We start from the raw sequence: 21,756 nt of genomic DNA, 5'->3' as shown, positions 1-21,756 counted from the left end.
ATTTGCCCTTTGTAATTACTAATTGACAATAACGACCATAAAGATAATTTTTACACTTCAAACAGGATTGCTATAAGTAGAATAAATTTCTACTTTGATTGCTGCATTTTTCTACTGCCAAAGACCCAAATTTATTACAAGCAAAAATTTAAACAGGAGCGATTGTCAAAATGAGTAGTTCAGTCGCAGAACGGCTAGGCATTAGAGATGAAATCGGCATTAAAGTCGAATTACGCCAAAATTGGAGCGAAGACGAATTACAAAAAGTATTTTATGCTGCTTATCAACAAATTTTTGGTCGTCAAGGACTATATGCTAGCGAAAAATTTGTTAGTGCGGAAGCTTTATTGCGTAACGGCAAAATTAGTGTGCGGCAATTTGTGGAGATTTTAGCCAAATCTGATTTTTACAAAGAATGCTTTTTTTATAAAAACTCCCAAGTGCGTTTTATCGAATTAAACTATAAGCACTTATTGGGACGTGCGCCTTACGACCAATCAGAGATTGCTTTCCATGTAGATTTATATGCGGCTCGTGGCTACGATGCAGATATTGAATCTTACATTTATAGCCCAGAATACGAGAATGCTTTTGGGAATTCTGTAGTTCCTTACCACCGGGGATTTCAATCAATTCCAGGAATGAAAACGGTAGGATTTAATCGCATATTTGAGCTTTATCGCGGTAGCGGTAACAGTGATAACGCTCAGATGGGACGTAAAAATTCTCGCTTGCGGACGAAGGTTGCATTAAATTTACCCAACGGTATTATGCCACCAACTTCTGCTGGTACTAGCTTTGCCTCAGCCGCACCAACTTTGGTTAGTTCGGCTCTTCGGGGAGATAGTCGGATGTTCGTTATTCAAGCGATCGCTGGTACAATCGGCTCCAAAGCTTCAGTACGTCGTAGCATCCAAACTTACACTGTGCCTTATGAACGCCTCTCAACCATATACCAAGAAATTCACAAGCGCGGCGGTAAGATAGTCAAAATTTCGCCAGTTTAAATCTTAGGAGAAGTCAGAAATTCTTCCTTAGACAGGGTGTGCGGGTGTGGGGGGAAAGGCTTCGCCTTGGGAAAGGGGAAAAGGGCAAGGGGCAAAAGTTGGTTCTTACCCTTTTCCCTTTCACCTTTATCCTTTTCCCTTCTTCTTTCCTTACACCCTTATTTAGCAATGACTACCACTAATTCTGCTGAACCAATTCTTTCGCCAGAAACCGCGATCGCGGCATTATCTGGTGACGATAACCAAATTCGTTATTATGCCGCTTGGTGGTTAGGTAAACATCAAGTACAAGCTGGTTGTATGGCTTTATGTGATGCTTTGTTTGATGAACGTTATCGCATTCCATCGGGGGGATATCCCTTACGCCGTCAAGCTGCACGCGCTTTAGGACAATTGAAAAATCCCCAAGCTGTAACAGCGTTAATAAAAGCGTTAGAGTGCGACGAGGATTTGCGACTAAAAGAAGCGGCGATCGCCGCTTTAGCTGCTATCGGTGACAAAAGCGCAATTACTCCTTTACTAAATCTTCTGCACACCAGTCAAGAGCAACCCTATGAATCTTTGATTGAAGCGTTAGCTACTCTAAAAGTTTGGTCAGCACGTCCGCAAATTGAACCGTTTTTGAAACATCCTTCTGAACGAGTGCAATGTGCAGCCGCTCGATATATGTATCTTTTAACTCAGGAACCCCAATACATCGAACGTATTGTTAAAAACCTCAACCATGACAATATGTATTTACGTTGGGCAGCAGTTTTTGACTTAGGTGCAGTTGGACATCAACAAGCGATACAGTCAATCTTGACAGCGCAAGTTCCTAATAGTTTGAAGCTGTTAAACTTAAAACGCATTTTAGAGACATTATTAGAAAATAATCATTCAGAAAAAGAAACAATATTGTTAATTTTCCGAGCGATTGATGAGTTATTAATTCAACTGTAAAATTAAAAATTCAGTTTTCAAAATTAGAATTTGTCAATAAAAAGTAAAAGGGCAAAACATAAGTTTTTGTCTTTTTACTTTTGTTTTTTCCATTTTGTCAGGATATTTTGCCAGGTTTTTTTAGAAATATTTTTGGTTGGTCAGTGCAGGCGAAATTTGCCTGTATAGTAGCGAATTATATTCACCCAAAACTTTTCCAACTTCAGTGCATAAATCTATTTTTTCTGAATGAGCAAAACTATGAATACATATAGTGATATTGAGCAATTAATTTCAAAAATAAATCATGCCTCCACACCAGAAGAGGTGATTACAGCAATTACAGAGATAAGTTCTAGCGACACACAAGAACTAGCCGTGATCAATTCTGTAATTAAAGTTCTTAGTCATCATCATCCAGCTGTTAGGGCTGCGGCTGTAGAGTCATTGGTCAAGTTAAAAAATCCGACAGTTCAGCCATTAATTAGTGCTTATGAAGCTTCTCAAGATCAGGGGTTGCAAGCTCACATTATCCAAGCTTTAGCCCAAATTGGTTCTCCAGATGCGTTGGATTTATTAGCGGAAGTTGTGGGTACAACAGTAGCCAATCATTGTCAGGGAAATGTACGCCGCATCGCTGCTAGAGGATTAGGAAAAATTGCTAGCAATTCTCAAGATGCAGAAGTGATTCGCTTTGTTCAAGAAAAGTTGATTTGGGCTGTGCTTTCACCTGAAGATTGGGGACTGCGCTATGCGGCTGCGGTGTCTTTGCAAGAAATAGCCACGCCTGAAGCTAAGACTGCTTTAAAAAATGCGATCGCGGGGGAGGCAGATTTAGTGGTGCGATCGCGTATGACTTTAGCTTTGGCTTAAGAAATCAAGAGGCCTAGTAGTTCGCCAAGTTTTCTTGGCGGGGTAAAGGGCAAGGGGTAAAGGGAAAAGATGTTTACTCCTTTAACCTTTAACCTTTCCCCTTTCCCCAGCCCTCACCTAACAATTTTGGGTTGGCAGACTACTAGAGATGAGTGTTAATACTCACCCTATCCCCCTTTTCTCTTCCCTCGCTTCTAAAACAAGCACTCACAAAAATGTTGCGAAATATTTATTTTATGTTTCTTCACAATAACCTTCCGGAAGCAAAATCTAATGTAAAACGGCAATATCTTGCTAGGTAAGGGTTACAGAAAAATTAAGAAAATATTAAACCCACTGGAATTTGCTGAAAAATTTGTGCAATATGAAGTTATGTAACAAAAAATCTCTTCTTATCTCAGTTAAAGCCCTTGTATGTAAAGGATTTGAGGTGGTTCTTATTCCTGCAACTTATTTATTCATAATTTGTAACAAATAAAGGATCTATAGCGTTGTATAAACATAAGCTGTAGGGGTCAATAACAGACAGAACATAAACAAGACAATCAATTCGTAAAGTTTGCTAGTCTCTCATAAATCAAACCCTGGTTCTCATAATTTTCTTCATGAAGTAACAGGCGAATCTGAGAGCGGCGAAAATACAAATCGGTACTTGGTCTGTTATAAACCATCCTGAATTGATAAAACATTACCAGTTTTAATCGAGACATCTCTCAACTAAGGAATTAGGAGATTAGAGTCCATGACATTAGATGTATTCACCAAGGTAACTTCTCAAGCCGACGCTAGAGGCGAATTCTTGAGCAACGAACAATTGGATGCTCTTTCTAACGTTGTTAAAGAAGGCAGCAAGCGCTTAGATGTTGTTAACCGCATCACCAGCAACGCTTCTGCTATCGTTACCAACGCTGCGCGTTCTTTGTTTGAAGAGCAACCCCAATTGATCGCTCCTGGTGGTAACGCTTACACCAACCGTCGTATGGCTGCTTGCTTGCGCGACATGGAAATCATTTTGCGCTATGTAACCTACGCTATTTTGGCTGGTGATGCAAGTGTCCTGGACGATCGCTGCTTGAACGGCTTGCGTGAAACTTACCAAGCTCTAGGTACACCTGGTTCTTCCGTAGCTGTTGGTGTTCAAAAGATGAAAGATGCAGCTATTGCGATCGCTAACGATCCTAACGGTATCACCAAAGGTGATTGCAGCCAATTGATCTCTGAAGTAGCTAGCTACTTTGATCGCGCTGCTGCTGCTGTTGGTTAATAGCAGTCAAAAAGTCTCAATACGAAAGTATTTGGCTACCAGGTAAAAAAGACTAAAAATACCAAGGAGATTTGAAAAGATGGTTAAAACACCAATTACCGAAGCTATCGCAGCTGCTGATACCCAAGGACGTTTCTTAGGCAACACCGAATTACAAGCTGTTAACGGTCGTTATGTACGTGCTGCTGCAAGCTTGGAAGCTGCTCGTGGTTTGACCTCCAACGCTCAACGCTTGATTGATGGTGCAACCCAAGCTGTTTACCAAAAATTCCCTTACACCACCCAAACCCCTGGCCCTCAGTTTGCTGCTGACAGCCGTGGTAAATCCAAGTGCGCTCGTGACGTTGGTCACTACCTGCGGATCATCACCTACAGCTTGGTAGCTGGTGGTACTGGCCCCTTGGATGAATACCTGATTGCTGGTTTGGCTGAAATCAACAGCTCCTTTGATTTGTCTCCTAGCTGGTATGTAGAAGCTCTGAAGCACATCAAAGCTAATCATGGCTTATCTGGTCAAGCTGCTAACGAAGCTAACACCTACATCGACTACGCTATCAACGCTCTAAGCTAGATAGTTTTTCTGCCCGGAGAGGGATGCAAGTGCTGGATGGAATCACCTAGCAGTTGGATCTGGCTCCGGGCATAGTTTTATCTAGGGATAAATAGAAGGCTTATTTGAGCAAGCAGTCGGCACTAGCAGCCGAACATCAATAGGGGGATAAAAAATGGCAATTACAGCAGCAGCATCTAGGCTAGGAACAGAGCCTTACAGCGAAGCACGTCGAGTTGAACTGCGCCCCAACGCCAGCAGAGAAGAAGTCGAAGCCGTGATTCGTGCCGTATATCGGCAAGTCTTGGGTAATGATTACATCATGGCATCGGAACGCCTAAAGAGCGCAGAATCACTCCTGCGGGATGGAAACCTGACAGTGCGGGAGTTTGTGCGTAGCGTTGCCAAATCAGAACTCTACAAAAGCAAGTTTTTCTATAACAGCTTCCAAACTCGTTTGATCGAACTCAACTACAAACATTTGTTGGGTCGCGCTCCTTACGACGAGTCAGAAGTTGTTTATCACCTCGACTTGTATCAAGAAAAAGGCTACGACGCAGAAATTGATTCTTATATTGATTCTGTAGAGTACCAAAACAACTTTGGCGATAGCATCGTACCTTACTATCGTGGTTTTGAAACTCAACCAGGGCAGAAAACAGTAGGTTTTAACCGCATCTTCCGGTTATACCGAGGCTATGCAAATAGCGATCGCGCCCAAGTTGAAGGTAAAAAATCACGCCTAGCACAAGAATTAGCTAGCAACAAAGCTTCCTCAATTGTTGGGCCTTCGGGTTCAAATGATAACTGGGGCTATCGTGCGACAAACGATGTCGCTCCTAAACGGACTTTAGGCAACGCCGTAGGAGAAGAAGATCGTGTTTATCGCATCGAAGTTACCGGAATTCGCTCTCCCGGCTACCCCAGCGTGAGAAGAAGCAGTACAGCCTTTATCGTACCTTACGAGCGGCTTTCTGACAAAATCCAACAAATTCATCGGCAAGGCGGCAAAATCGTCAGCATTACATCAGCATAAAAGAGCTTGGTGGCAGCAAAGCCGACAATAGGGATTTTTCAACCAAACAGGAGATATAGAAGTAATGTTCGGTCAAACCACACTTGGTGCTAGTAGCGTTTCTTCATCTGCTAGCCGGGTATTCCGTTACGAAGTTGTAGGCTTGCGGCAAAACTCCGAAACTGACAAAAATAAATACAATATTCGCAATAGCGGTAGTGTATTTATTACAGTGCCATACAGCCGGATGAACGAAGAATACCAAAGAATTACCCGTCTGGGTGGCAAAATCGTCAAGATTGAGCCTTTAACTGCTGAAGAGGAATAATTCTCTGGCAATGATAGAACCCAGTGGGGAAGAATTTCCCGCAGAGAACGGGCCACAGCTCACACCAGAGCTAGCTATTGCTAACCTGCAATCTCCAGATTTAAGTCTCCGCTATTATGCAGCTTGGTGGCTGGGCAAGTTCCGGGTTAAAAAAGCAGACGCTGTAGATGCGTTGATTGCAGCATTACAAGATGAAGCTGATAGAACAGAACTCGGAGGTTATCCTCTGCGGCGGAATGCAGCTAGAGCATTAGGTAAGTTAGGTGATACCAGAGCAGTACCGAGCTTAATTGAATGCCTAGAATGTTCTGATTTCTATGTGCGTGAAGCAGCCGCCCAATCTTTGGAAATGTTACGCGATCGCTCTGCCGCATCCGCACTCATCAAAATGTTAGATGGGGGTGTAGCCGAGGCCGTGCAAGTACCGGGACTCCCTCATCTAACCCAGCCCTACGAAGCAGTCATCGAAGCCTTAGGAGCTATTAACGCAACTGAGGCAATTGGACTCATAGAACCTTTCCTAGAGCATCCATTACCACGAGTACAATGCGCCACAGCCAGAGCTATGTACCAACTCACACAAAACCCCATCTACGGAGAAAGGTTAGTGCAAATGTTGTTGGTAACAGACGATCTGAAATTACGCCGCGTTGTCTTAGGGGATTTGGGTGCAATTGGGTATTTGGCAGCAGCAGAAGCGATCGCTCAAGCTAAAGTCGAAAATAGCTTCAAACTTATTGCCCTCAAAGGATTGCTAGAGCATCAGCTTACAGATGAGTTAGATAGTTTATCTATATCTGATGACGCAATTCGGGTAATGAATTTGATGGATTCACTCTTATAGTCAATAGTCCATAGTTCATAGTCAAAAGTAATGGCTGTTGACTATTGACTATTGACTAACTGATTATTCACAAATGACTGATGAACTAATTCGTGCCGTCGCCCTAGCAGACACACCAGCAAAAATGGTGACAGCAGTGCAGAACTTGGCAGCAACAAAAGATATAGCTGCAATTCCTACCTTAATTGCTGTGTTTGGTTATAACAACCCAGCCGCCGCAACGGTAGCGGCAACTGCCCTCACAGAAATGGGAGAAGTGGCAGTACCGCAGCTGATATCACAAATTGATGATTACAACTATGGCGCGCGGGCTTATTCGATTCGCACATTAGCGGCGATCGCTGACCCTCGTGCTTTGGATTTATTAATCAGTGCAGCTGCTACAGACTTTGCCCCTAGTGTCCGCCGTGCTGCTGCCAAAGGTTTAGGAAACTTGCACTGGCATAAGCTAGATTTTCCTGAAAGCCATACAGCCCCCAAAAGAGCCTTAGAAACACTTGTATTTATTTCTCAAGACTCTGAGTGGTCAATTCGGTATGCTGCTGTTGTTGGGCTACAAGCCTTGGCACAAAATAGCGATTTGCAACAGCCTATTTCCGCCAGACTGGGAGAAATGCTCACAACCGATACCGAAAAAGCAGTCCGCGCTCGTGTGCAACTAGCTTATGGTTAACAGTCCAGGTTAAATACCATAAAACAAGGTAAAAGTAAATATGTCAATACCACTTTTAGAATATTCACCAAGTTCACAAAACCAACGGGTAGAAGGTTACGAAGTACCCAACGAAGATACCCCAACTATTTATCGCTTATCGGCTGCTATTGATGATCAAGATATTGATGCGATTATCTGGGCAGGATATCGGCAAATTTTCAGCGAACATTTAATTATCAAAAGCAATCGCCAAACCTTCTTAGAATCGCAACTGCGAAATCGAGCAATTACAGTTCGGGACTTTATTCGGGGCTTGGGTAAATCTGAAGTTTTCCGGACACAGGTAGCAGACATTAACTCCAACTACCGTTTAGTTGACCTCATCTTAAAACGCTTCTTAGGACGCGCAGCTTATAATAAAGATGAGGAAATTGCCTGGTCAATCGTCATTGCCACCAAAGGTCTACATGGTTTTATCGACGCATTACTAGACAGCGACGAATATCAACAAAACTTTGGCGATGATATCGTACCTTACCAACGCCGTCGCTTCAAAGATAGACCCTTTAACTTAGTTAACCCACGCTACAACAATTACTGGCGCGATCGCCAGACCATGAACTTCTTAGGTGGTCGTTCCTTCTACAGCGCACGTACCACAGGTTATGCCTCTAAAGAAGAAATTCGTCGCGTCATTCCCACCAACTTCTTAGCAATGGCTGGGAACATGATTACCGGCGAACGTAATTATCAACGCATAACCGCTTCGGTTGTCTCCCAAATCAAAGACATCAAAATTCCCGACAACAGCCGTGAAGTTGGTACTCCGCAACCAACAGTTAAACCAACAGCCGTTGCACTGCCTTACCGTTATCTTCCCGGTAACCGCACAACCTAAAGAGTCAGTAGTTAACAGTCAGCTATTGACCAATGACCAATGACCAATGACCAAACCTTAAAATTATGGCAATACCTTTACTAGAATACAAACCCAGTTCCCAAAACCAGCGCGTCCCTGGTTACGAAATTCCCAACGAAAATACCCCTAGACCCTACCGTATAGAAGACTGCGCTGACAGTGGTGACGTTCAAGAATTAATTTGGGCAGCCTACCGTCAAGTCTTCAGCGAACACGAAATCCTGAAATTCTTCCGCCAAAGCAACTTAGAATCTCAGGTCAAAAATCGTGCTATTACTGTGCGTGACTTTATTAGAGGTTTAGCTAAATCTGAATCTTTTCGCACATTAGTAATCGAGACTAATTCTAACTACCGTTTAGTAGAAATTGCCCTGAAACGGTTTTTAGGTCGTGCGCCTTATAATAAAGACGAAGAGATTTCTTGGTCAATCAAAATAGCAACTGTTGGTTGGGATGGTTTTGTTGATGCCTTGATTGATTCTGACGAATATATCACCAACTTTGGCGAAAACATAGTTCCTTTCCAACGCCGTCGTTATAAAGATAGACCTTTTAACCTAGTTACCCCTCGCTACAACAATTATTGGCGCGACAAGCTAGAAGACGCTCGTTATATAGAAGGCGACATCAAAAACTTCTTGGCGTTGGCTAATTCCCTCAGCATTAGAACAGTTAGCTACACACCAGTTAATATTGCCAATATCAAAATTCCCGACACCACCAGAGAAACCGTACCCAAAGGTATTGCGGTGTCCATCAATTCCAGTGCTAATTTCCCCGTGCGGTAAGGGCGTTTTTTTCAGTGGTTTGATAAAGGTATAAGAAGGAAACAAAGTTTGCAAAAGCCAACTGACAACCTTCTAAATGTTTTACCGCTTAAATACTCATCATGAAAAATGATCAGTAATTAAGACGGACTGGGTATAAGATGCCAACCTTATTATGAAGGCGGTCTTTAGTATGGCATTACCTTTACTGGAATACAAACCCACAACTCAAAATCAAAGAGTTAGTAGCTTTGGTACGGCAGATGTAAACGAAGATACACCTTATATCTACCGTTTAGAAACAGCTAACTCTCCTAGTGAAATTGAAAGACTGATTTGGGCAGCTTATCGCCAAGTCTTCAATGAGCAGGAAATTCTTAAATTTAACCGCCAAATAGCCCTAGAAACCCAACTCAAAAATCGGTCAATCACGGTTAGAGATTTTATCCGAGGTTTGGCTAAATCACAGCGATTTTATCAGTTAGTTGTTACACCAAATAATAACTATCGGCTGGTAGAAATGTGTCTGAAACGTTTGTTGGGTCGCGCTCCTTATAATCGGGAAGAAGAAATAGCCTGGTCTATTCAAATCGCCACTCGCGGTTGGAATGGATTTGTCGATGCTCTGATTGACAGTGAAGAATACACTCAAGCCTTTGGTGACTACACTGTACCCTATCAGCGCAAACGCATGACTGTAGACCGACCATTCAGCTTTACTCCCCGCTATGGTGCTGACTATCGAGACAGAGCAGGTATTGTTAACATTGGGCGTTATCGCTCCTTGTCATATATATCTAACCAAAACCTTGATGGCGCGGCACTGTTAGGCGTATTACTAGTAATGTCCGCAGGAATAACTTTCTTGCTGGTACTAAATTGGTTAGGAATCAATACTGGCTTCTAACCTATATGCGGGAGAATAGATAAAGCATGAGTGAGGATTTGAGCGATCAGCCTCCTCATTTGTAACCAGCTAAATCTCTGCGTAATCTGTTAATAAGAGGAAAAAAGTAGCATGGCACTGCCATTACTTCAATACAAACCAAGCAGTCAAAATCACCGGGTTAAAAGCTTTGGTATCGCTGACCAAAATGAAAATACACCTTATATCTATCGTATAGAAGATGTCAGTTCTTATACTGATATCCAAAACATTATTTGGGCAGCTTACCGCCAAGTTTTTAGCGAACATGAAATTCTGAAGTTCAACCGCCAAGTAACTTTAGAATCTCAACTCAAAACTGGCGCAATCTCCGTGCGTGACTTTATCCGTGGTTTAGCCAAATCTGAAGCCTTTTATCGTTTGGTGGTTTCAGTTAACAACAACTACCGTTTAGTTGACATTACACTCAAACGTCTATTAGGTCGTTCTGCTTACAACAAAGAAGAAGAAATCGCTTGGTCAATTGTAATTGGAACCAAAGGTTTTGGTGGCTTTGTTGATGCTTTATTAGACAGCGAAGAATACAGCCAAAGCTTTGGCGAAAATACCGTACCTTACCAACGTAAACGCTTAGAAGGTCGTCCTCACAACTTGGTTACACCTCGCTACGGCGAAGACTTCCAAGAAAAAGCAGGTACAGTTCAAACCGACTGGCGTTTTACTTTGGACAAATTCTACACCCGCAAGTTCCAAGAAAAACGGCTTGCAGAAGGCGATCCACGCAAATTTGCAGATTTGGCAGCAGCCATCAATCCAAGTGGTAACTACGGCCAAAAACTCTCTGCATTTGATATTGATTATATGAGTGCAGTGCCTTACCGTGGCGGTAGCCGACGCTAAGATTGAAAATCTAGTTGGCTAAAATTTTATACTGGGTCTAGTTTTTGCGTTGATGTAATAACCAGCAGCTTATTTGTTAGTTGGATATTGCGTTGAGTGAAGACTAGACCCAGTTGTTTTTAATTTTTTCTTATAAACTGAACTAATACCAATTTGAAAAAAGAATGCGACACATAAATAAGACCCCTCCCCAACCCTCCCCTTGCCAAGGGGAGGGTGCCGTCAGGCGGGTGGGGTATCTGTTGCAAACATTATTTGAATTGGTATAACTTTCTCAGGTTAGACAAAGTATATTTACTGTTTTTCTGCACAAAGGAGTTAAGTCAATGTATGGTTTAGTTAACAAAGCAATTCAAGACATGGTTTGCAAGTACCACGGTGAAGATACTTGGGAAACTATCAAGCGAAAGGCCGAACTTGAAGATATTGACTTTTTTATTGGTATGGATAGCTATGCTGACGATGTTACCTATCGTTTAGTTGAAGCTGCTTGTGAGGTATTGAATACACCTGCACACGAAATTCTGAAAGCCTTTGGAGAATACTGGGTTAATTATACTGCCGAAGAAGGCTATGGAGAGCTTTTAGCCAGTGCCGGAACCTCGTTACCCCAGTTTATAGAAAATCTTGACAACCTTCATGCCAGAGTGGGTTTGAGTTTTTCCGAACTTTGCCCTCCATCTTTTGAGTGTGAGCATCAAAACGATCACTCTATGAAACTCCACTATCAATCTAATCGAAAAGGATTAGCCCCAATGGTAATTGGTTTACTGCACGGATTGGGAAAACGCTTTCACACAAATGTGGATGTTATCCAAACTAATTTTCGTGAGCAAGGAGATCCTCACGATATCTTCTCTATTAAATACTCAGATTCCCAGTCCAATGACCAATAATCATGCTATTGGTTTAAATCAATTCAGTCTTAGTGCTGATCAATTTGCGGCGTTGTTTCCCTTCCATCTGGTAATTGATCGGCAGATGAAGATTGTTCAGGTAGGTGAAGTACTGGGGCGCATTTTAGAACCGATTTCAATCCTCAACAGTTCCCTAGACGAACATTTCAAAATCAATCGTCCCAACTGTCCAGTTAGCTTTGAAGCTATTTGCCAACAAACGCGATCGCTTTTTCTCCTGCAATCTCTCCACAAAGAAATGCAGCTGAAAGGACAAATAGTATATGCGGAAGATAGCAATTATCTGATATTTCTTGGCTCTCCCTGGATGACAGAAATTACTGCTCTCAAAAAGCTAGAACTGAGCATCGATGATTTTCCTTTATATGACTCAGTTTCTGATTATTTATTTCTGTTACAAGCCAAAAATTCCGCGCTGACAGATGCCAAAAAACTCACCACGAAACTCACAGAACAACGAGCAGAATTAAGAGCCACAGCTTATAGGCTCAGAACTCTGATTGAAAGTTTACAAATTGGTGTTTTGCTAGAAGACGAAAACCGAAATGTTGTGCTGGCAAATCAAGAGTTTTGTAATTTATTTAATATTCCAGTGGCTCCCGAAGCTTTAAACGGCATAGATTGTCGGCAAGCATCTGAAGCGAGCAAGCAGCTTTTTGTTGAGCCGGAAAGATTTATTCAACGCTTAGATGAAATCCTGAGCGTTGGCGGAATAGTTACCCATCAAGAATGGCAACTCAAAGATGGGCGAATCTTGGAACAAGACTATGCACCCATTGTGGTTGATAACAAATTTTATGGTCATTTATGGAAATATCGTGATATTACCCTCAGAAAGCAATCAGAAAATAACCTGAGATCAAGTGAAGAACAGTTAAAGTTAGCACTCGACGCAGTAGAAGAAGGGCTTTGGGACTGGAACTTAGCAACTGGAGAAATTTATCGTAGCCCACGCTGGTACACGATGCTGGGCTATCATCCAGACGAACTAGAAGACGATATTAAAGTTATCAATAGGTTGGTTCATCCAGAAGACCGACGCTTGATGCGACAGCGAATGATAGATCACATCAAGGGTATTACACCTTTTTATGAGGCAGAAGCGCGCTTTTTAACGAAATCAGGAAAATGGAAGTGGATTCTTGATCGGGGTAAGTTGGTAAACCGCGATTTCTCAGGAAAATTCCTGAGAATGGTGGGAACCCACTTAGATATTACTGAACGCAAAAAGGCAGAAGAAGAGCTACAGCATCAGTACCAACGCGCTCTGCTACTAAAGCAAATTACTGAAGAAATTCGTCAATCTTTGCAACTAGAAAAAATTCTCCAGACAACAGTAACGGAAGTTCAGCGTATTTTGCAGGCTGATCGCGTTTTAATCTTCCAAATTAACTCTAATGGTTCTGGCAAAGTTGTGCAGGAGGCGGTAATTTCAGGATGGTCAGCTACCTTAGAACAGGATATTTACGATCCTTGTTTTTATAAATATCTAGACTTGTATCGTCAAGGACGAATTAGTGTCATTCCCAATGTAGAGCAAGCAGGATTACAACCTTGCCATGTAGAATTTTTAAAGCAATTTCAGGTGAAAGCCAATTTGGTCGTACCGATTTTGGTCAGGGAAGATTTGTGGGGGCTATTGATTGCTCATCAGTGCGATCGCCCTAGACAATGGACTGAATTAGAACTGGATCTTCTCAAACATCTAGCTGATCAAATGGGTATTGCCCTCACCCAAGCCCAATTTCTAGCACAGGAAACCCTGCAAGCCAATCTGTTAGCACAGCAAAACAAAGAACTCAGTGTTGCTAAACAAGCAGCTGAGGCTGCCAATATGGCTAAGAGTAATTTCCTCGCCACCATGAGCCATGAAATTCGCACTCCCATGAATGCGATCATTGGTATGACTGGATTACTTTTAGATACTCGCCTCAAGCCTGAGCAAATCGACTATGTAGAAACTATCCGTAACAGTGGCGATGCATTATTAACTATTATCAATGACATTCTCGACTTTTCTAAGATTGAATCTGGCAATTTAGAGTTAGAAGAACAGCCCTTTGATTTGCAAGTTTGTGTCGAAGAAGCCTTAGATTTGCTGGCTCCGCAAGCAGCCTTAAAAGGCATCGAACTGATGTATCAATTGCAGCCACAAACACCAACTCTCATTATTGGTGATATTACCCGCTTGCGCCAGATTCTCTGGAATTTAGTCAGCAATGCTGTCAAGTTCACCCATGTTGGAGAAGTCGCTGTCAAAATCTCTGTGCAGCCGGTGCTTCCACAAGCAGCCACAGATGGCGATCATGTATATTATGAATTTCTGTTTGCAGTTAGCGATACAGGTATTGGCATAGCTAGCGATCTCTTAGATCGACTATTTAAACCCTTTAGCCAAGTCGATGCTTCCATGACTCGGCGTTATGGCGGTACTGGTTTAGGATTAGCGATTAGCAAGCGTCTCAGCGAGATTATGGGGGGCAGAATGTGGGTGGAAAGTGAAACTGGCAAAGGTTCTACTTTTTACTTCACCCTCATGCTGCAAGTTGATCCTTCTACCATTGACAGTTCTAGCAACATATATCCCGAACTTGTCGGTAAGCGATTACTGCTGGTAGGCGATAACGCCCATTTAAACATATGCTTAACTTGGCAACTTCAGAGCTTGGGAATCAGTGTCCAACCTGTAAAATTAAGTGCTGCTTTGGATTTGATGCAACAGCAGGGGTTTGACCTGGCTATATTGGACATCGATAGTCCTCACCTGAATATCCTTGATTTGACGGCTCAAATCCGGGCTATACCAGGACAGCAGGATTTATCCTTGGTGATGTTAAGTTTTAAAGGCAAGCAAACTTTAGATGTTAAGCAAGTAGCTTCTGAGTTTACGGCCTTTTTGCATAAGCCTGTACGACAGTATCAACTACACAATACGCTCTTACAAATTGTGCGTGGTAGCTGGTCTACTCGAAGAGTCGATACTCAAATTACCATTCCTTCGTACTCCCGCTTACCGACATCAAATTTCCCAACAATTGATGACCAGCTTGCCCAAAGTTTGCCACTGAAGATTCTTTTGGTTGAAGATGTGTTAGTCAATCAGAAAATTGCTCTGAAGATGCTAGAGCGGTTGGGTTTTCGGGCGGATGTCGCCAATAATGGGTGTGAAGCCCTAGAAGCCTTGCAACGCCAAATCTATGATGTTGTGTTAATGGATATCCAAATGCCAGAAATGGATGGCTGGGAAACAACTATCCGAATTCGTCAGGAATTCTCTCCTCATGCTCAACCTTGGATAATTGCCATGACTGCCCATGCGCGTGTTGAAGACCGTCAAGAATGCTTAAGGGTCGGGATGAATGATTATGTCAGTAAGCCGATTCGTCTTGAGGCACTCGAAGCAGTGCTGAAAAAGCAGCAACATCAAAATTCAGAGCCTTCTGAGCCAATACATATAGCTGAAGTTGCATTACCCTATACATCTTTAGAATCTGATTTAGAAGAGGTAATTGACCCTACTTTTCTGCAAGAACTAAAAAACATGGCAGGTAGCGAAGGTAAGCATTTAGTAACTGAATTGATTCAGGTTTACTTTGAAGATACTCCAATGCGAATGCAGATAATTCAAGATGCCATTGCTGTGGGAGACAGAATAAAATTACAAAAAGCGGCTCATGCTTTGCGATCGCCTAGTGTGAGTATTGGTGCTGTTAACCTGGGAAACCTCTGTGAAACCTTAGAAAATGCAGCCCCAAACCAATCTTTAGAGCAAGTTTCTATCCTGATTTCTCAGCTAGAGAGCGAATATAAAAAAGTGATTACGGCTCTGCATAATCTTTATTAACTATAAAATTCCATTTATAAATATCTTAATATCTGTGAGAAATGTCTGAAATATCGCATTCCCAATTCAAAATTTTAGTAATTGATGATGACCGCATTATCCAAATAGTTTTAAAACAAGCTCTGCAATCTCAGGGATATGAAGTAATTCTGGCATCCAGTGGAAAACAAGGATTAGAACAAGCTTATAAGCATCATCCGGCACTCATCATTTCTGATTGGCAAATGGATGAAATGGATGGCTTAGAATTATGCCGCAAAATTAAATCTGAACCATCCCTATCAACGACTTTTTTCATCCTGCTAACCTCACGCAAAGCTGTGGAAGACAGAGTTGAGGACTTAGATACAGGTGCAGATGATTTTTTGAGCAAACCTATTGAAGTAAGTGAGTTAAAAGCACGCGTCAGAGCCGGACTCAGGTTATATCAAACAAATCAAAACTTACGCTAGTGCAGGTCATCCTCCAGCTTCCTAACAAACAAGCAATTGTAAATTTAGCCAATTGGTAAGTGGATGATAAATTCGGTTCCTTGTCCGATTATGGAATTAACCTCAATTTGACCACGATGTTTTTCGATGATAATTTGGCGAGTAATAGCTAATCCTAAGCCTGTTCCTTTACCTACAGGTTTAGTTGTAAATAAATGGTCAAAAATCTTTTCTTTAACTTCTTCAGTCATACCCAAACCATTATCTTTAATGGCTATGGTTACAAATTCTGGGTTATCCTCTATTTTAGTAGTGACTGTAATACAGTTCGGATTTGCCACAATTTTATCGTAAGTCTTCTCAATATTTGATTCTTCCAATGCATCAATTGCATTAGCAAGTATATTCATAAATACCTGATTAAGTTGTCCCGGAAGACAAGATATAAGTGGTAGTTTTCCGTAATCCTTAATTACTTCAATCGCTGGACGTGTTTCTGAAGCTTTCAAACGATGTTTAAGAATTAATAATGTACTATTTAAACCTTCATGAATGTCGTAAGAAATTCGTTTTTCTGTATCTGAACGCGAAAAAGAACGTAAACTAACACTAATTTCATAAATACAATCTATCCCTTTTCGCATTGAAGTAATTAATTTTGGCAAGTCTTCGCGCACGTACTCAAAATCAATAGCTTTGATTTTTTTAGTAATTTCCTCAGCCGGTTGGGAATAGTAACGTTGGTATAGATCAATTAGCGATAGTAAGTCATGCACATACTCATTTGCCGGTTGTAGATTACCTAAAATAAAACCAATTGGATTATTAATTTCATGAGCAATACCTGCAACTAAATTACCTAAAGCAGACATTTTTTCACTTTGTATTAGTTGTAGTTGTGCTGCCTGGAGTTCTGTTAAGGAATTTTCTAATTGTGTAGCATAATCGTGTGTTTGCTTATATAATCTAGAATTCTCCAGAGAAATTGCAGCTTGAGATATTATGAAGTTTAAAATCTTGACGCGCTCACGTGTAAATGTACTTTTAGCAAGGTTATTTTCTAAATATAAAATACCAATGAATTTACCTTGATGCAAAATAGGAGTACATAAAACTGATTTGCTTTTATGCTTTTGGATGTAAGGATCTGATTGATAAATCCTCATAGAAATAGCATCATCTAGTAATAAAGGCTCTTGAGTTCTGGCAACATAGTTAATTAAAGAGATAGGGATATCTTGGCTGGCTATGACTGGGGTTGATTGTAAAATAACAGTAGTATTTTCTTGAGTTCTAATTGCTTCTATAAAGAGTTCATTGTTTTTTGCTAACATTAAACAAACTTTTTGAGCAGAAGCATTTTCAATAATTATACTTAAAACTTTGTCTAATAACTTATCTAAAATTATTTCACTACTGATGGTTTGTGAAGCTTTGATGATTGTAGCCAAATCCAAAATATCATTGCTATTACTTGTAGTTTTTGCAGTACTTGTCCTGGTTTTTGAAATGGTGATATCTGTTTTTAGAATCTGAACATCTTCACTATGAATTATTAAATGTGGATAACGTTCATCTAAATCCTGTGCTTTTGCTATAGCTTCCCACCGGATGTAGCTATAGAAAGCTTTAGTCATGTATATTTTGGCAAAATCTTCTTTGCCCTTACTCAGCCAGAACTTGGCTGCTAATTCATTTCCTAAAGCTTGATTTTGGATAAATCCATGTTCTTCAGCCGAAGCGATCGCCCGATCATAATAATCCATCGCCTCTAGTTCATGACCAGTAATGCGGGCAATTTCAGCTTCCACTAACAGATACTTATGTAAGAAGTTCTCTGGGCAATGGTCAGCCCAGTTTTTCATCTTTGCCTGTAGCAAGGCTAATTTTTCTAAAAACTGACCTTGCTCTAACTTAGAAACGGAATCATACAGTGCTGTCAAACTCAGAGAATAGTAAAAATTATGAGCAAAAATCAGAAACTTCCCACCGCTAGCACCAAGATAGGGTTCGGTTTGGGCTGCATGGGTATGCGCCAGTTCATACTCACCAAAAAGATAGAAGAGCATCGATTGAGCGATGTTAGCATAGTTAACAGTATTGAAGTTATTGCTAGCCATCAGCTGTGGCAACATCGGTTCAATATTAAAGCGATCGCCTTTCAGTAGACTCTTGTGAGTAGATTTTCCAGTCAAGTTATGAATAACTTGAGTCCAGATATACAATTGGTTAATTACTTGCTCTTGCTTAAACTCTACAATTTGTTTGATAAATTTATCAAACTTTGTTTGTACCTTTTCTAAAGGTTGTCCTGCCAAAATAGAACAGAAATAGGCATTGACAATACAGTAGGCACTATATTCTGCATCACCATTATCTGCAAAACCGAGATAACCCTGAATTAGCGGTTTAATAGAACTTTTAACAGGTTTGTAGAAATTTCGGGCAAGCCCATAGTAAATATTAGAAAAAGCACTTTTATATTCAGAACTCTTTTGCTTTTGATCGATGAGTACTGCTAAATCTCCAAACTTAGTTCCTGTGGAAATATCCCCTATACCACTATTCAGCATGATGCTGAACATGGCAAAGGCATAGGCAGTTAAAGGCGATTCACCATACTGGATAGTGAGATCCACCAAACGACACACTATCAATCCCCACATCGCCGGTACTGCAAAGAAAGCTGGACTGAGGGCGCGATACAAAATCCTCATAGCATCCGCTTTGCTGGAATCACTTACCAACGGTAGTTTGTCGAGATTTTCAAAACCAACTTCTGCAATTAATTTTTGCGTATGGGTGAAGGCATCTATAAAGCTTTGTGTGTCGGGACTTTCGGGAAAATTCTCTCCTAGCAAGGCTAATGGTTGCAATGCTACTGAGACTGCTTCTTTGAACTGAGATTGAGTGTGGTGATAAAGAATTAACAGTTCATATATCTTAATTTTATCGTTGATATTGTCAATTTTAGTCAAGGCAACATCAACTAGAGCCTTCATCTCCACAAATTTTGTACAGAAGCAAGCAGCTTGGGCCGCACCTGTATAAAGCCCTAGCGTTAATTGATATTGCTGTTGCCAACAGTCTACTGGTAGTAAAGATATGCCCTGACTAAAATAGTTATAGGCAGGTTCAAACGCGGCTGCAAGCAAGGCTCTGTTTGCTGCCATTAAGTTTAAATCAGCCAGATGAATTTTTTCTTGATGCTTTTGAATTAAATCAACACTTTTATTCAGTTGATTGACAATATCAAAAATATTATCTACTAATTCTGTTGGCGATATATTCTGGAGTAGTAATCTTCCAATCTCTAAATGCTTTGCTTGCTTTTGGCTATCAGGAATTAGCGAGTATGCTGCTTGTTGTACACGGTCATGTAAGAAACGATACTCTAAGCGATAGTCATCAAAATATAAACTCTTGAGTTCTTCATTACCAAATAATAAAGGAATTTTATAGTCATTACTCCAAGGCAAAATCAGCCCTTGTTGCAAGGCTGACCATAAATCGCTGGCTATTTGTGTTGAGGATTTTTTACAACTAGTAGCTAGTACCTCTAACTTAAAGCAAGAACCAATACAAGCAGCTAGCTTGAGAACCTCCTGAGTTGCTAGTGGTAATTGAGAAATATTATTAGCTATCAGTTCTACTACACTTAAATCGGCAATTCCCATTGCCTGAATTTGTTCTATACTCCAATGCCAACGTCCTAGGGCAAAGTCAAATGTTAGTAGCTGCTCTCGATACAAAGCCTTCAAAATCTGCGTTAGGAAAAAGGGATTGCCAGCTGTTTTATTAAATAATAAAGATGCCAGTTCTTGTACCTGTGGGTTATCTTTTCTTTCTTTGAGAGTATCACAGAGGATTTGGGTGACGTGAGTCAGATCTAAGGGTTCAACAACAATGTTATTAATTACTGTCCCGGTATTACTAATTTCCTCAATGGTTTGAATGAGGGGATGTGTTGAATTAACTTCATTATCTCGATAAGCACCAATTAGTAGCAGATATTTTGTATCTGGATCAGTCATCAGCAATTGCATTAACTTCAATGTGGCGGAATCTGCCCATTGCAAATCGTCTAAGAATATGACTAATGGATGCTCTTTTTGAGTGAAAACGCGAATAAATTCTTTGAAAACTTGATTAAAACGGTTTTGAGATTCCGTAGGCCCCAAATCTGGGACTTTTGGCTGTTTACCGATAATTAATTCAACTTCCGAAATTACATCAATAACAACTTGTCCATTTAAACCTAAAGCTGTTAAAAGTTTCTTACGCCATAATTCTAGTTGCTCAGGACTTTCTGTTAATAGCTGCATCATTAAGGAAGCAAAAGCCTGAGTTAAAGGAGCGTAGGGAATATTTCGCTTGAATTGCTCAAACTTCCCAGATATAAAGTAACCGCGAAGGCTGGTGATAGGTTTATTTACTTCATTAATAATTGCCGATTTGCCAATACCTGAATAACCAGAAACCAATATCAGTTCCTTAGTGCTTTGGGAGCCAGAATTTTTTTGTGTAGATGCTACGCGCTCAAATACCTCTAGCAATAAATTGACTTGTTTTTCTCTACCATAAAGCTTTTGAGGAATGACCAACTGGCTGAGAACATCAAAATGGCCTGGGATAAAATTTGTTATTCTACCAGTATTTTTAAATTGGTGAAGGCAAGTTTCTAAATCGGCTAACAGTCCTACCGAACTCTGATAACGTTCTTCAGCATTCTTCTCCATCAGTTTCATAACTATTTGGCTAATAGCTGTAGGAACTGCTGGATTTAATTCCTCAATGGGAGTTGCTTGTTTAGCAATATGACAGTAAACTAATTCTAGAGGGTCATGAGTAATAAAGGGTAGCTGACCTGTAAGCATTTGATAGAAGCTGACACCTAGTGAATAAAAATCACTGCGATAGTCCACGGAGCGATTCATTCTCCCAGTTTGTTCTGGGGAAATATATGTCAATGTTCCTTCTAATTGATTGGGGCTGCACTGTAAAGGTGTTTCTTGAGAAAGACAAGAAGCAATGCTAAAGTCAGTCAGTTTACAAACCCCAGTCTGAGGATTAATGATAATATTACTGGGTTTGATATCTTTATGTATTATTTGATGAGTGTGCAACGCGCCCAAGGATTTTGTCAGCTGTATGGCTATATTAAGAAAATTTTCCAGAGGTAATTTTGCAGAATCCAGAAATTGTTGCAAGGATACTCCAGCAAAATCTTCCGCTACCAAAATTAAGCGATTTTGATGTGTCTCTAACTCATATACTTGAACCACGCCTTCCAATCTGAGGTCTTGTGTAATACTATACTCGTGTTTTAACCGAAGCATCTGCTCTAAGCTGGGATACTCTGCCTTTAGGACTTTAAGGATAACTAATTGCTGTAGTTTTTGCGCCCAAGCTCGGTAAATAATCGTATTCAGACCTTCATAAATTACTTCAGTGAGGTCATAACCTGGAATTGTTAAACTTATTGTCATTATTTCCTTTGTTTGCGGTATTAAATTTTTATAATTCCCAATAAAGAAATTAAAAATGGCTCAAAAAAGCCTGAGATGGCATTTATTCGAGATATTTAAGCTATTTGCTAAATATAACTCAATAATTTAAAGCCCCAAAAAACTTG

Annotated in this window: 16 protein-coding genes and 1 pseudogene; 16 read left to right on the top strand and 1 reads right to left on the bottom strand. The window is 40.7% G+C overall.

Going from position 1 to position 21,756, the window contains the following annotated elements; translation table 11 throughout:
* Positions 1-170: 170 nt before the first annotated feature.
* The 16 genes and pseudogenes from H6G76_RS13430 to H6G76_RS13355 form a co-directional block, all read left to right on the top strand.
* Entirely contained in the window at positions 171-1,007 is an 837-nt protein-coding gene (locus H6G76_RS13430) for a phycobilisome linker polypeptide (protein ID WP_190700981.1), read from the top strand.
* Between the two features lie 168 nt (positions 1,008-1,175).
* Entirely contained in the window at positions 1,176-1,949 is a 774-nt protein-coding gene (locus tag H6G76_RS13425; RefSeq protein ID WP_190700978.1) for a HEAT repeat domain-containing protein, read from the top strand.
* A 240-nt stretch (positions 1,950-2,189) separates the two neighbouring features.
* Positions 2,190-2,801, top strand: a complete 612-nt coding sequence (locus tag H6G76_RS13420) for a HEAT repeat domain-containing protein (protein ID WP_190700975.1) — start codon at positions 2,190-2,192, stop codon at positions 2,799-2,801.
* 742 nt (positions 2,802-3,543) lie between these two features.
* The gene (locus H6G76_RS13415; protein ID WP_190700972.1) at positions 3,544-4,065 is read left to right on the top strand and encodes a phycocyanin subunit beta; all 522 of its coding nucleotides are present in this window, start codon (positions 3,544-3,546) and stop codon (positions 4,063-4,065) included.
* Positions 4,066-4,144: 79 nt separating this feature from the next.
* Complete coding sequence (gene cpcA, locus H6G76_RS13410) at positions 4,145-4,636, top strand: phycocyanin subunit alpha (RefSeq protein WP_190700970.1); 492 nt, start codon at positions 4,145-4,147, stop codon at positions 4,634-4,636.
* Between the two features lie 154 nt (positions 4,637-4,790).
* The gene (locus H6G76_RS13405) at positions 4,791-5,651 is read left to right on the top strand and encodes a phycobilisome linker polypeptide (RefSeq protein WP_190700967.1); all 861 of its coding nucleotides are present in this window, start codon (positions 4,791-4,793) and stop codon (positions 5,649-5,651) included.
* A 64-nt stretch (positions 5,652-5,715) separates the two neighbouring features.
* Positions 5,716-5,958: a phycobilisome linker polypeptide gene (locus tag H6G76_RS13400; RefSeq protein ID WP_190700964.1), complete on the top strand. Its 243-nt coding sequence runs from the start codon at positions 5,716-5,718 to the stop codon at positions 5,956-5,958.
* Positions 5,959-5,968: 10 nt separating this feature from the next.
* Positions 5,969-6,802, top strand: a complete 834-nt coding sequence (locus H6G76_RS13395) for a HEAT repeat domain-containing protein (protein ID WP_190700960.1) — start codon at positions 5,969-5,971, stop codon at positions 6,800-6,802.
* Between the two features lie 73 nt (positions 6,803-6,875).
* Complete coding sequence (locus H6G76_RS13390; RefSeq protein WP_190700957.1) at positions 6,876-7,475, top strand: HEAT repeat domain-containing protein; 600 nt, start codon at positions 6,876-6,878, stop codon at positions 7,473-7,475.
* A 40-nt stretch (positions 7,476-7,515) separates the two neighbouring features.
* Positions 7,516-8,355, top strand: coding sequence for a phycobilisome rod-core linker polypeptide (locus H6G76_RS13385; RefSeq protein ID WP_190700954.1), 840 nt, complete (start codon positions 7,516-7,518; stop codon positions 8,353-8,355).
* A gap of 65 nt (positions 8,356-8,420) precedes the next feature.
* Positions 8,421-9,164, top strand: coding sequence for a phycobilisome rod-core linker polypeptide (locus tag H6G76_RS13380; protein WP_190700951.1), 744 nt, complete (start codon positions 8,421-8,423; stop codon positions 9,162-9,164).
* Positions 9,165-9,336: 172 nt separating this feature from the next.
* Positions 9,337-10,050, top strand: a complete 714-nt coding sequence (locus tag H6G76_RS13375) for a phycobilisome rod-core linker polypeptide (RefSeq protein WP_190700948.1) — start codon at positions 9,337-9,339, stop codon at positions 10,048-10,050.
* Positions 10,051-10,161: 111 nt separating this feature from the next.
* Positions 10,162-10,929 carry a phycobilisome rod-core linker polypeptide gene (locus tag H6G76_RS13370; protein WP_190700946.1) on the top strand — a complete coding sequence of 256 codons (768 nt, stop codon included), beginning with the start codon at positions 10,162-10,164 and terminating at the stop codon, positions 10,927-10,929.
* Between the two features lie 326 nt (positions 10,930-11,255).
* Positions 11,256-11,825 (top strand): heme NO-binding domain-containing protein, encoded by a 570-nt coding sequence (locus H6G76_RS13365; RefSeq protein WP_190700943.1) that lies wholly within the window; start codon positions 11,256-11,258, stop codon positions 11,823-11,825.
* Positions 11,815-15,690, top strand: a complete 3,876-nt coding sequence (locus H6G76_RS13360) for a response regulator (protein WP_190700940.1) — start codon at positions 11,815-11,817, stop codon at positions 15,688-15,690. The genes H6G76_RS13365 and H6G76_RS13360 overlap by 11 nt, the downstream gene beginning before the upstream one ends.
* Positions 15,691-15,731: 41 nt before the next feature.
* Positions 15,732-16,139: pseudogene (locus H6G76_RS13355) on the top strand (response regulator transcription factor); the annotation flags it as partial.
* A 47-nt stretch (positions 16,140-16,186) separates the two neighbouring features.
* Here the strand turns inward: H6G76_RS13355 and H6G76_RS13350 are convergent.
* Entirely contained in the window at positions 16,187-21,610 is a 5,424-nt protein-coding gene (locus tag H6G76_RS13350) for an ATP-binding sensor histidine kinase (RefSeq protein ID WP_190700937.1), read from the bottom strand.
* Between the last annotated feature and the right edge of the window lie 146 nt (positions 21,611-21,756).

Origin of the sequence: Nostoc sp. FACHB-152, from assembly GCF_014697475.1 — a bacterium.
GTDB lineage: Bacteria > Cyanobacteriota > Cyanobacteriia > Cyanobacteriales > Nostocaceae > Nostoc_B.
The sequence above is the reverse complement of the archived record's forward strand: the minus strand, read 5'-3'. Positions and strand labels throughout refer to the sequence as shown.

Excerpts from the sequence above, each read along its gene's own strand:
- H6G76_RS13430 (WP_190700981.1), top strand. The coding sequence starts at position 171 with ATGAGTAGTTCAGTCGCAGAACGGCTAGGCATTAGAGATGAAATCGGC.
- H6G76_RS13425 (WP_190700978.1), top strand. The coding sequence starts at position 1,176 with ATGACTACCACTAATTCTGCTGAACCAATTCTTTCGCCAGAAACCGCG.
- H6G76_RS13420 (WP_190700975.1), top strand. The coding sequence starts at position 2,190 with ATGAATACATATAGTGATATTGAGCAATTAATTTCAAAAATAAATCAT.
- H6G76_RS13415 (WP_190700972.1), top strand. The coding sequence starts at position 3,544 with ATGACATTAGATGTATTCACCAAGGTAACTTCTCAAGCCGACGCTAGA.
- cpcA (WP_190700970.1), top strand. The coding sequence starts at position 4,145 with ATGGTTAAAACACCAATTACCGAAGCTATCGCAGCTGCTGATACCCAA.
- H6G76_RS13405 (WP_190700967.1), top strand. The coding sequence starts at position 4,791 with ATGGCAATTACAGCAGCAGCATCTAGGCTAGGAACAGAGCCTTACAGC.
- H6G76_RS13400 (WP_190700964.1), top strand. The coding sequence starts at position 5,716 with ATGTTCGGTCAAACCACACTTGGTGCTAGTAGCGTTTCTTCATCTGCT.
- H6G76_RS13395 (WP_190700960.1), top strand. The coding sequence starts at position 5,969 with ATGATAGAACCCAGTGGGGAAGAATTTCCCGCAGAGAACGGGCCACAG.
- H6G76_RS13390 (WP_190700957.1), top strand. The coding sequence starts at position 6,876 with ATGACTGATGAACTAATTCGTGCCGTCGCCCTAGCAGACACACCAGCA.
- H6G76_RS13385 (WP_190700954.1), top strand. The coding sequence starts at position 7,516 with ATGTCAATACCACTTTTAGAATATTCACCAAGTTCACAAAACCAACGG.
- H6G76_RS13380 (WP_190700951.1), top strand. The coding sequence starts at position 8,421 with ATGGCAATACCTTTACTAGAATACAAACCCAGTTCCCAAAACCAGCGC.
- H6G76_RS13375 (WP_190700948.1), top strand. The coding sequence starts at position 9,337 with ATGGCATTACCTTTACTGGAATACAAACCCACAACTCAAAATCAAAGA.
- H6G76_RS13370 (WP_190700946.1), top strand. The coding sequence starts at position 10,162 with ATGGCACTGCCATTACTTCAATACAAACCAAGCAGTCAAAATCACCGG.
- H6G76_RS13365 (WP_190700943.1), top strand. The coding sequence starts at position 11,256 with ATGTATGGTTTAGTTAACAAAGCAATTCAAGACATGGTTTGCAAGTAC.
- H6G76_RS13360 (WP_190700940.1), top strand. The coding sequence starts at position 11,815 with ATGACCAATAATCATGCTATTGGTTTAAATCAATTCAGTCTTAGTGCT.
- H6G76_RS13350 (WP_190700937.1), bottom strand. The coding sequence starts at position 21,610 with ATGACAATAAGTTTAACAATTCCAGGTTATGACCTCACTGAAGTAATT.